The sequence below is a fragment of the Xanthomonas sp. SHU 199 genome, assembly GCF_000364665.1.
Lineage (GTDB): Bacteria > Pseudomonadota > Gammaproteobacteria > Xanthomonadales > Xanthomonadaceae > Xanthomonas_A > Xanthomonas_A sontii.
In genome coordinates this window covers 1-10,184 of sequence record NZ_AQOI01000188.1, presented here as the reverse complement: position 1 = coordinate 10,184, position 10,184 = coordinate 1, and the positions used below count along the sequence as shown (strand labels likewise).

Annotated in this window: 9 protein-coding genes and 1 pseudogene; 8 read left to right on the top strand and 2 right to left on the bottom strand. The window is 70.3% G+C overall.

Features of this window, described 5'->3' with window-relative positions:
* The first annotated feature begins 254 nt into the window (after positions 1 to 254).
* Both D183_RS0107870 and D183_RS0107865 read left to right on the top strand, forming a co-directional pair.
* Positions 255 to 1,928, top strand: coding sequence for a M28 family metallopeptidase (locus D183_RS0107870; RefSeq protein WP_026144292.1), 1,674 nt, complete (start codon positions 255 to 257; stop codon positions 1,926 to 1,928).
* Positions 1,929 to 2,005: 77 nt separating this feature from the next.
* The gene (locus D183_RS0107865; protein WP_017908521.1) at positions 2,006 to 2,473 is read left to right on the top strand and encodes a hypothetical protein; all 468 of its coding nucleotides are present in this window, start codon (positions 2,006 to 2,008) and stop codon (positions 2,471 to 2,473) included.
* A gap of 13 nt (positions 2,474 to 2,486) precedes the next feature.
* On the opposite strand, the gene D183_RS0107860 is transcribed toward D183_RS0107865, so the two are convergent.
* On the bottom strand, positions 2,487 to 4,079 hold the full coding sequence (locus D183_RS0107860; protein WP_017908520.1) for an APC family permease: 1,593 nt from the start codon (positions 4,077 to 4,079) through the stop codon (positions 2,487 to 2,489).
* A gap of 269 nt (positions 4,080 to 4,348) precedes the next feature.
* Here D183_RS0107860 and D183_RS0107855 point away from each other — a divergent pair, with 269 nt between their 5' ends.
* The 6 genes and pseudogenes from D183_RS0107855 (at position 4,349) to D183_RS0107830 (ending at position 8,086) form a co-directional block, all read left to right on the top strand.
* Complete coding sequence (locus D183_RS0107855; protein WP_017908519.1) at positions 4,349 to 4,771, top strand: hypothetical protein; 423 nt, start codon at positions 4,349 to 4,351, stop codon at positions 4,769 to 4,771.
* 10 nt (positions 4,772 to 4,781) lie between these two features.
* Positions 4,782 to 5,231: a type II 3-dehydroquinate dehydratase gene (locus tag D183_RS0107850; RefSeq protein ID WP_017908518.1), complete on the top strand. Its 450-nt coding sequence runs from the start codon at positions 4,782 to 4,784 to the stop codon at positions 5,229 to 5,231.
* Positions 5,212 to 5,430 carry a hypothetical protein gene (locus D183_RS0107845; protein ID WP_017908517.1) on the top strand — a complete coding sequence of 73 codons (219 nt, stop codon included), beginning with the start codon at positions 5,212 to 5,214 and terminating at the stop codon, positions 5,428 to 5,430. The genes D183_RS0107850 and D183_RS0107845 overlap by 20 nt, the downstream gene beginning before the upstream one ends.
* Positions 5,431 to 5,598: 168 nt before the next feature.
* Positions 5,599 to 6,887, top strand: a pseudogene (locus D183_RS24255) (sensor histidine kinase).
* The gene (locus D183_RS0107835; protein ID WP_017908516.1) at positions 6,880 to 7,647 is read left to right on the top strand and encodes a LytR/AlgR family response regulator transcription factor; all 768 of its coding nucleotides are present in this window, start codon (positions 6,880 to 6,882) and stop codon (positions 7,645 to 7,647) included. Before D183_RS24255 ends, D183_RS0107835 begins: the two are co-directional and overlap by 8 nt.
* A gap of 43 nt (positions 7,648 to 7,690) precedes the next feature.
* The gene (locus tag D183_RS0107830; RefSeq protein ID WP_017908515.1) at positions 7,691 to 8,086 is read left to right on the top strand and encodes a hypothetical protein; all 396 of its coding nucleotides are present in this window, start codon (positions 7,691 to 7,693) and stop codon (positions 8,084 to 8,086) included.
* Between the two features lie 549 nt (positions 8,087 to 8,635).
* Here the strand turns inward: D183_RS0107830 and D183_RS0107825 are convergent.
* The coding region (locus tag D183_RS0107825; RefSeq protein ID WP_017908514.1) for a TonB-dependent siderophore receptor at positions 8,636 to 10,184 on the bottom strand (1,549 nt) is incomplete at its 5' end.

Sequence of the window (10,184 nt, the reverse complement as noted above, 5' to 3'; positions counted from 1 at the left end):
CCGGCCGGTGCTGGCCTGCGGCCGCAGGGCGCCAGCCGGCCCGCGGGCTCCAGCCACGGAAGTCCCGGGCGAGCGTCCATTTCCTCGCGCGTCCCTGCCGCACCCGCAGCCGCACGCGGCGTGCGCGCGGATGATGGCGCGCCCCACGACATCAGCGCTTGAACGACCGCGCGCGCCCAAACCGCCCCGGCCCCTGCCGATCGCCTGGCCGCGCCGCTACACTCGAGGTTCTTTGTGTCTGCCGAGGGAACTCCGTGAAACGACCGATCGTGAGCCTGCTGGCGCTTGCGCTGTCCGGCGCCAGCCTGGCGGCACCGCCGCCCGCACCGACCTTCGACACCAAGCGCTTGTCCGCCGACGTCAAGACACTGGCCTCCGATGCCTACGAGGGCCGCGCCCCGGGCTCGGCGGGCGAGGAGAAGACCGTGGCCTATCTGAGCGCGCAGTTCCAGGCGGCCGGCCTGCAGCCCGGCGGCGACCTGCGCGACGGCAAGCGCCTGTGGACCCAGGCGGTGCCGCTGCGCCGCGCCGACATCGTCGGTACGCCGCAGCTGGCCATCGCCAGCGGCGACCAGCGCCAGGCCCTGACCCAGGGCCAGCAGATCGCCGTGCGCGCCGCGCTCGACGGCAGCAGCCAAGTCAGTCTGGACGGCGCGCCGCTGGTGTTCGTCGGCTACGGCGTCAAGGCGCCCGAGCGCGGCTGGGACGACTTCAAGGGCGTGGACCTGAAGGGCAAGATCGCGGTGGTGCTGATCAACGACCCCGATTTCGAGACCGGCAAGGGCGCGTTCGACGGCAAGGGCATGACCTACTACGGCCGCTGGACCTACAAGTTCGAGGAAGGCGCGCGGCAGGGCGCGGCCGGCGTGCTGATCGTGCACGAGACCGCACCGGCGTCCTACGGCTGGGCCACCGTCGCCAACTCCAACACCAACAGCATGTTCGACGTGGTCCGCGACGATCCCAAGTCGGTGCACCCGGAGCTGGAGGGCTGGATCCAGCGCGACCTGGCGGTGGACCTGTTCAAGCGCGCCGGGCTGGATTTCGATGCGCTGAAGAAGCAGGCGCAGTCGCGCGACTTCAAGCCGGTGGAGCTGAAGGGCGAGCGCCTGTACGCCGACTACGCGGTGAAGTCGGAGGTGATCACCTCGCACAACGTGGTCGCGCGCCTGCCCGGCAAGACCCGGCCGGACGACACCCTCATCTACACCGCGCACTGGGATCACCTGGGCGTGGGCGCGCCCGACGCCAAGGGTGATCGCATCTTCAACGGCGCGCTGGACAACGCCAGTGGCGTCGCCGCGCTGCTGGAACTGGCCCGCGCCTTCGCCAAGGGCCCGGCGCCGCAGCGCTCGGTGGTGTTCATGGCGGTCACGGCCGAGGAAAAGGGCCTGCTCGGCTCGGAGTACTACGCCTCCAAGCCGCTGTATCCGCTGGCGCGCACGGTGGCGGTGATCAACATGGACGGCATGAGCCCGTTCGGGCCCTCGCGCGATTTCGGCATCTACGGCACCGCCAAGCTGGAACTGCTCGACGACCTCAAGCGCGTGGCCAAGGGTTGGGACCTGCGCTACACGCCCGATCCGAAGCCGGAAGCCGGCTACTTCTTCCGCTCGGATCACTTCTCCTTCGCCAAGCGCGGCGTGCCGGCGCTGTCCTTTGCCGCCGGCCAGGACTGGGTGGACGGCGGCGTGGCGGCCGGCAAGGCCGCCTCGGACGACTACACCGCCAAGCGCTACCACCAGCCCGGCGACGAATGGCAGCCGAACTGGACCTTCGCCGGCGCCGCGCGCGATATGCAGGTGCTGTACACGCTGGGCGAGGAACTGGCCAATTCGACGCAGTGGCCGAACTGGAGCCGCGACTCCGAGTTCCGCGCCACCCGCGACGCCAGCGCCGCACAGCGCCAAGCCGCGCCCGCCAAGTGAGTCACGCCCCAGTGCCGCCTGCGCCGCAGGCGGCTGCGGATCCGCCGCCGGGTGCGGGCGCGGAAGGCGCCGATCCGATGGGCGCCGACGCGGGGAGCGATCCGCTGCCGCGCTGGCTGGTCTACCTCGGCGTGGCCATGGCGTTCCCATTGGTCGGGCCGCCGCTGGGGACTGCGGCGGTCTTGCTGCCGATGATGGCGGTCGCGTGGCTCTGGGGCGGCGCTCACCTCGGTGACATCGGTGGCGGGCTGCTGATGCTGCTGGGGATCGCGCTGTATTCCTACCTGTTCGGCGTCTTGCCGGCCTTGCTGACCGGCCTGGTCGCGGTACGCGCCTGGCCGCGTCTGCGCGGTTGGCGCGCGCATCTGCGCATCGGTCTGGTCGGCGCCGGGTTCTCGGCAGCGTGCATCGGCTCGGCGATCGCGCTGTTCGGCGATCACGCCGAGATCGGTGCGCTGGCCGCCGCGGCAGGGCTGTGCGCCCTGGCCGGCTTCAGCGGCGCCACGTTGCTGTCGCGCGCGCTGCAAACTTTGCGCGGCGGCTGAGCGCCGCCGCGGCTCAGCCGCCGCTGGCCTGCTGCAGCGAGGGGGTGCGCCAGCCGGCGCGCACGCCCCAGAAGTAGAAGCCCAGCGCGACCACGCCGACCACCACCAGGTCCGGCCCGTAGGACAGGTAGCCGTGGCCGCCGAAGGTGGTGCTGCCGGCCCACGACAGCAGGGCGATGGTCGGCAGATAGGCGATCAGCCAGCTGGCGCCGCGCAGGTGCCGACGGAAATCCTTCCAGCCGTCGCGCTGCTGGTAGTAGGCGTACACCGGCAGGGCCACCAGCATCAGCAGGATGATCTCGCCGGTCAGCGGCCAGCGCGCCCAGTACAGCAGTTCGGTGGCCAGCACGAAGGCGGCGGCGGCCAGCACCGGCAGGCCGGCGATGCGCAGCGGGCGGTGCATCTCCGGCGCGTGCTTGCGCAGCGCCATCGCGCTGATCGGGCCGGTCAGGTAGGAAATGATCGTCGCCACCGAGATCACCGCCGCCAGCGTGCCCCAGCCGCGGAAGAAGAACAGGAACAGGTAGGACACCAGCAGGTTGAAGAACATCGCCGGGCGCGGCACGCCCCAGGTCGGATGGATCCGGCCCAGCACCTTGGGCATGGTGCCGTTGCGCTCCATGCCGTAGATCATCCGCGCGGTGGTGGCGGTGTAGGTGATGCCGGTGCCGCTGGGGCTGACGAAGGCGTCCACGTACAGCAGCATCGCCAGCCAGTGCAGGTTGACGATGATCGCCAGCTGCGCGAACGGCGAGCGGAAGTCGATGCCGTGCCAGCCGGCCTTGGCCAGCAGGTCCGGCGGCACCGCGCCCAGGTAGGCGACCTGCAGCAGCACGTAGACCACCGTGGCCAGCGCGATCGAGCCGAGCACGGCGAACGGGATGCTGCGCCCGGGATTGCGCGCCTCGCCGGCCAGGTTCACCGGACTCTGGAAGCCGTTGAAGCTGAACACGATGCCGGCGGTGGCCACCGCGGTGAGCACCGCGGCGAAGTCGATGGTGTGGCTGCCGCCGTGCAGGCCGACGCTGAAGTTCTCGCTGTGGAAGCCGCTGGCGATCAGCGCCACGCCGGTCAGCGCCGGCACCACCAGCTTGAACACGGTGATCAGGCTGTTGGAGCGCGCGAACAGCTTGACGCTCCAGAAGTTCAGCAGGAAATACACCAGCACCAGCACCGCGGCGATGCACAGGCCGGGCACCGACAGCTCGCCGGCGCCGCCGGGCTGCTGCACGTACAGGTCCTGCGCCCACTGCCACGGCCAGGAGGCCATGTACTGCACCGAGGCCTCGGCCTCCACCGGGATCACCGACACGATCGCGATCCAGTTGGCCCAGCCGGCGATGAAGCCGACCAGCGAGCCGTGCGAGTAGTGGCTGTAGCGGACCATGCCGCCGGACTCGGGGAACATCGCGCCCAGCTCGGCATAGGCCAGGGCGATGGTGGTGACGATCGCCGCGCCCAGCACCCAGGCCCAGATCGCACCGGGGCCGGCCAGCCCGGCGGCGCGCCAGGCGCCGAACAGCCAACCTGAACCGATGATCGAACCGAGGCCGGTCAGCATCAGGGCGAACGGGCCGACATCGCGGCGCAGGGCGGTTTGGGTCATGGCGGGTCCGGCGGCGGCGGGAAGCGGGGGATGATCGCATAAAGCCGGGAATGGGGATTGGGGAATGGGGAATCGGAAAAGCGGCATGTCGTTGGCTGAACGTTCCCGGCTTGCGCTCAACGATTCTCCATTCTCCATTCTCCATTCCCGATTCCCGATTCCCGATTCCCGCCTTACGCAAGCTTTACGCCCCAGGCCCACTTCCGCCATGGAACGCTTACGCGGCGCGCGCGCAGACTGCGCCACGTCCTTTCCGTTGGATGTGTTCCATGTCGATTCTGCTGATCCAGGGCCCGCATCGCGATGCGTCGGCCATCGCCGCGGCGCAGTGTCTGGCCGCTTCCCATGCCGCGCAGGTGGTGCCGGTGGCCTGTGCCGATGCCGCGCAGATCGTGGCGCGGCTGCAGCAAGGCGCGTGCGACGACACCGAGCTGGTGCTGCTGGATTCCGGCGAGTTGCCGGCGTCGGAGCTGGCCGACCATGGCGCGCAGCTGTGCGCGGCGCTGGATGCGCTGGGCCATCCGTACATCGAGGTGCACGATGCCAGCGCGCAGGCGCTGGAACCGCTGCTGCATCCGCGGCACATGCCGTTGCTGACGGTGATCGCCAACGGTGCGCTCGCCGACAGCTACGCGATCGCCCTGGGCGTGGCGCAGCGCCGGCTCGGCGCGCGCGCGGCGCTGGCCAACTGAGGGCGCCGCCATGTCGATCCTGTTGCTCCGTGGCCCGGACTGCGTGGCCGGCCATCGCGGCCGCCCGGCCCGCATCGCTCCACCGGTGATGCGGCAATTGCTGGCCCATGCCGGCCGCGCCGGCAAGACCCTGGCGGTGCGCGGCTGCGCCAGCGAGCGCGAACTGCTGCAGGCGCTGGCCCAGGCCGACCAGGCCGGGGTGGAGATGCTGCTGCTGGATCCGGGCGCGTGCTCGGACAGCGCCGTCACCGCCGACGCGGTCGCGCACCTGCGCCGGCCCTACGTGGAAGTGCACGACGATGCCAGCGATCGCCGCGAAGCCTGCCTGTGCGCGGCGTCGGGGCAGCGGCTGGGCCAGGTCGGCGGCTACTGCGCGCAGGGCTACGCGCTGGCGCTGTCGATCGCGCTCGAACACCTTGGCTGCAACGGCTACGAAGGCGATGTCCACGTCGGCACCTGAGCACGCGCGCCACTATCTGGCCGACTACGAGGCCTACAGCTTCGGCCAGCGCGTGGCCTGGGGCACCCTGGCGCACACCTGGGCCGAGCCGGCGCCGCTGGACCCGGAGCGGCTGCTGTGTCACATGCGGGCGCAGGCGGCGCAACGCCACGGCGTGGACAGCAGCGAGATCCGCATCCGCAGCGTGAGCAGGCTGTAGGGCGCGCTGTCGCCTGGAATGGCGCCGCCGCCTCGGCGTGTGGCTGGGCTGCGGTTTCGTCCTGCCAAGGCCCGGTCCCATCCTCGCCAGCGGCGGTTTCGTCGCACGCCGCTGGCGCCGTGCGACGCCGCGGCTATCCTCGCCGGAACTTCCCAGCCCCCGGCCGCCATGCTCGCCAGCCTGTTCTTCCTCGTTCGCCTGTTGTGCGCCTGGGCAGTGGCGGTGGTTGTCGCCGCCTTCGTCTGGGCCGGGTTGTTCTACGGTATGAATTCCGGACCGGGCTGGCTGTTCGGCCTGTTGGCGATGCTGTTGATGCTGTCGGCGCTGATCGCCGGCATCACCCACCTGCGCAAGGTCTGGCTGATCGCCGGGCGCCTTGACTGGGGCACCCTGGCCAGCCGCCAGCGGCGCCAGATCGAGATCCCGCTGGACACCCATGAGGCGTTCGCACTGCTGGATGCGGCGGTGCGCGAGCTGCCGCGGGTGGAGGAGGTGGAAAGCACGCTGGACAGCCTGCAGGTGCGCGCCAAGGTGCGCCGCATCGATCCCTACAACGGCCGCCCGCCGTCGCGCTGGAACCTGGCCGCGCGCTTCGCGGTCAAGCGCAACCAGGTGGTGGCGACGGTGACCCCGGGCACCGGCACCAGCAGCCTGACCCTGCTGCTGGAGCCGGATGCCAGCGCCTGGATCGACCTGTTCGCGGTCGACGAGGGCAGCAACTACGAGAACGCCGAAGCCCTGGGTCGTGCGCTGGCGCGGCGCGTGGCCGAGCTGCGCCGCGACGAGCAGGCCGCCGCCACACAGGCCGCCACCGAGCAGGAGCTGACCGTGGCGCGGCTGAACCTGCTGCACGCGCAGGTCGAGCCGCACTTCCTCTACAACACGCTGGCCAGCGCACAGGTGCTGGCGCGGACCGATCCGCCGCGCGCCGACCTGATGCTGGGCTATCTGATCCAGTACCTGCGGCGTTCGCTGCCCAGCACCGAGGACGCGATGAGCTCGCTCGGCGACGAACTGGAACGGACCCAGGCCTACCTGGAGATCCTGCGCATCCGCATGGGCGCACGCCTGCAACTGCAGGTGCAGGTGCCGGAGACGATGAAGACGCTGCCGCTGCCGTCGATGATGCTGCAGACGCTGGTGGAGAACGCGATCAAGCACGGTCTGGAACCCAAGCCCGGCGGCGGCACCATCTGGATCCTGGCGCGCGCGGTCGACGACCACGTCACCCTGCCGTGGCCGACGACGGCCTGGGCTTCAACACCCAGTCCAGCGGCACCGGCATCGGTTTGAAGAACCTGCGCGAGCGCTTGCGCCTCACCTATGCCGGCGCGGCGAGCTTCGCCATCGTCTCCAACTTCCCCAGCGGTGTGGCCGCCACCCTCACCCTGCCGTGGCCGGCGGGGACGACGCCGCCACCGCCGGTGGCGACGCACACGGGAGCGCACCATGACTGACGCGATCGTCGCCGAGGACGAAACCCTGTTGCGCGATGCGCTGGTCGCGCTGCTGGGCGAGGTGTGGCCGGAGTTGCGCATCGTCGCCGAGTGCGAGGACGGCGCCAGCGCGCTGGAACGGCTGGCCGAGCTGCGCCCGCAGGTGGCGTTCCTGGACATCCGCATGCCCGGGTTGAGCGGCATCGAGGTGGCGCGTGCGCTGGGCGAACTGAGCCCGCACACGCAGGTGGTGTTCGTCACTGCCTACGACCAGTACGCCATCGATGCGTTCGAGCACGGCGCGGTGGACTACCTGCTCAAGCCGATCGTGCGCGAGCGTTTGCAGGCCACGGTGCAGCGGCTGCAGGCACGGGCGGCGCAGGGGCCGGATCCGGCGGTGCTCGACGCGCTGCTGCAGCGTCTGCAGCAGCGCCCGGTCGCGCCGTCGGCGCCGCCACCGCTGGCCTGGGTCACCGCCAGCAGCGGCCGCGAGACGCGGCTGATCCTGCTCGACGACGTGCTGTATTTCCAGGCCGACAGCAAGTACACCACGGTGCTCACCCGGGATGGCGAGGCGGTGCTGCGCACTTCCTTGCGCGAGCTGCTGGACGTGCTCGATCCGGCGGCGTTCCGGCAGATCCACCGCTCCACCATCGTCAACCTCAAGGCGGTGGCCTCGGTGGTGCGCGACGACACCGGCAAGGGCCGGCTGAAGCTGCGCCACCGCGACGAGGTCCTGACCGTCAGCCAGCCGTACATGAGCCTGTTCCGCGGCATGTAGCCGCGCATTCCCTCGCTTCGCACTGGAACAAGGAATCTCCGCCATGCGTCTGCTCTCCGTGCTGTGGTCGTGCCTGCTCGGCCTGTTCGGCTGCCAGGGACATGCCGATCTCGACCTGTCCATGGGCGCCCGCCGCGAGACCGTGGTGCAGGCCAGCGAACGCGGCGTGCCGCTGCTCTTCAGCCGCACCACGTATCGCGGTGGCCTGGCCACGTTCCGTTGCATCGACAGCCGCAGCGGGCGCTGCCACTACCAGGTCTACGCCGCCTGCACGGCATCGCCGCAGGCCAGCGGCGGCGATGGCGCTGCCTGCAATCCGCGCGTGCTGCAGGCCTTCGATCTGGCGGTCGGTCAGCGCCGCGAGATCGCCGGGCTGCCACGCGACTTCCGCCAGTGCGTGGTGTCGGATGCACCGGCGTCGGCTTGCGGGCGCGAGTGAGAGGCGATAGCGAACGGCTGGTCGATACGATCTTCCGCCACATCCAGCGATGCACGATGGCCGCGGCTGTTGTGGGAGGGACTGCAGTCCCGACGCGTCTGCAATGGAACTGCCGGATGGCGTCTTGCGTCGCGACCGAAGTCGCCCCCACGCGGGCATTACCGCGGAGCTGTCGGACGTCGCGCGTCGCGGCTGAAGCCGTTGAGAGGCACTGCCGCAGAGCCGTCGGACGACGTCATGCGTCGCGGCTGAAACCGCTCCTGCGCGATGCCTAATTGCGGTCCGAAGATCGGCACCGTCGGAGCGGCTTCAGCCGCGACCCGGATGCGAGGTCGACCGACGCATCGCGTCGCCGTATCCGCCCTTGCAGCCGAATGGCGCAATCAGCCCGTCACTGTTGTGGGAGGGACTTCAGTCCCGACGCATCGGCAACGGAACTACCGGATGACGTCCCGCGTCGCGACTGAAGTCGCTCCCACAGGTGTTCCCTGCGATCCGGCATCCGCGCTTTCAGCTACGGCGTCCGTCGTGGCAACGACGCGCACCCACTCAGTAATCCACGCCCACCGAGAACAACAGCGTGCGCGGGTCGCCCAGGGCCACGGCGCGCTGCAGGCCGCCGGTGAAGTAGTCGCGGTCGAAGGCGTTCTTCAGGTTCAGCGCGTAGCGCCAATGGCCCTGGCGGTAGCCCAGGCCGGCATCGAACACCAGGTAGCCGGGAATGCGATGGCCGTAAGCGCTCTTCTCGCCTTCGGCGCGGGCGCCGCCGCTGACGCTCCAGCCGTCGGCCGCGCCGTGGACGATGTACTGCAGCCACACAGAACCGCTATGCCGCGGTACGTTGTTCAGGCGGCTGCCGACGCTGCTGACACGCTGGCCACCGTCGTCGGTGACCACCGCATCGGTGTAGGCGTAGCCGCCGAACAGGCTCAACCCGTTGCCCAGGTCGGCGGCGGCGTTGAGCTCCAGGCCGCGGCTGCGCTGTTCGCCCACGGCGATGCTGTAGCCGTCGTTGAACGGATCGGTCTGCAGCACGTTGCGCCGGCGCAGGTCGTACAGTGCCATGCTCAGGCTGGTGCCGCTGCCGACTTCCATCTTGACGCCCAGTTCCACCTGGCGCCCGCGCTCGGGATCGAACTGCGCGCCCTGCGCATCGACGCCGACGTTGGGATAGAACGAGGTCGCGACGCTGACATACGGGCGCAGCCCGCCACCGGCGTCGAACATCAGCGCTGCCGAACCCGTCGTGGCACTGTTGTCGGTGCGCGTGTCGCTGCCGGCCAGCCGGTCCTCGCTGCGGTTGCGGCTGCGGTCGTGGCGCAGGCCCAGCAGCAGTTGCCAGTCCGGCGCGAACTGGATGCGGTCGCGCAGGTACAGGCCGCCCGAGGTCACCACGCTGAGGTTGTCGCGGGTGGGCCGGGCCGGGCAGACCACGGCGCTGCCGTAGACCGGCGCGTACACGTCGAGATTGCCGACGCGGCAGGTCGACTGCACGTTCCATTCCCAGGTCTTGAACGCGTCCAGGCCGGCGGTGACGGTGTGCTGCCAGGTGCCGGTGGCGAAGCCGCCCTGCAGGTAGGTGTCCTGTACCCAGGTGCGTCCGTCGAACTGTTGCTGGGTGGCGGTACGGCGCAGCGTGCGCAGGTTGGCGGCCAGGCCGTTGTTGGCGATCAGGAAACCGTCCAGACCGAAGCTCTGCCAGCGCGCGGCATGGTGCAGGCTCCAGCCGTTGTCGAAGCGGTGATCGAGCACGTAGCCGATCCGGCTCTGGTGGCTGTGGTACGGCCGCTGCCCGGGTTCGCCGGTGAACAGCGCGCGGTCGATCCTGCCGTTGCGGTTGGGTTCGGCGCTGCCTTCCCAGGGCAGGCCCTGCTGGCGGATGTAGTCGCGTTCCTGGTAGCTGGTCAGCAGCACGAAGTCGGTGCGCGGGCCCAGGTCCAGCGACAGCGAGGGGGCGATCCAGCGGCTGCGGAAGTACACGTGGTCGGTCGGGTCGTCGCTGTTCATCGCCAGCCCGTTGAGGCGCAGTGCGACCTTGCCGTCGGCCGACAGCGGCTGGTTGAGATCCACGCTGCCCTGGCGCAGGCCGTCGCTGCCC

What these genes read in the sequence shown, in the direction of transcription:
- D183_RS0107865 (WP_017908521.1), top strand. Translation starts at nt 2,006, where the DNA reads ATGGGCGCCGACGCGGGGAGCGATCCGCTGCCGCGCTGGCTGGTCTAC.
- D183_RS0107860 (WP_017908520.1), bottom strand. Translation starts at nt 4,079, where the DNA reads ATGACCCAAACCGCCCTGCGCCGCGATGTCGGCCCGTTCGCCCTGATG.
- D183_RS0107855 (WP_017908519.1), top strand. Translation starts at nt 4,349, where the DNA reads ATGTCGATTCTGCTGATCCAGGGCCCGCATCGCGATGCGTCGGCCATC.
- D183_RS0107850 (WP_017908518.1), top strand. Translation starts at nt 4,782, where the DNA reads ATGTCGATCCTGTTGCTCCGTGGCCCGGACTGCGTGGCCGGCCATCGC.
- D183_RS0107845 (WP_017908517.1), top strand. Translation starts at nt 5,212, where the DNA reads ATGTCCACGTCGGCACCTGAGCACGCGCGCCACTATCTGGCCGACTAC.
- D183_RS0107835 (WP_017908516.1), top strand. Translation starts at nt 6,880, where the DNA reads ATGACTGACGCGATCGTCGCCGAGGACGAAACCCTGTTGCGCGATGCG.
- D183_RS0107830 (WP_017908515.1), top strand. Translation starts at nt 7,691, where the DNA reads ATGCGTCTGCTCTCCGTGCTGTGGTCGTGCCTGCTCGGCCTGTTCGGC.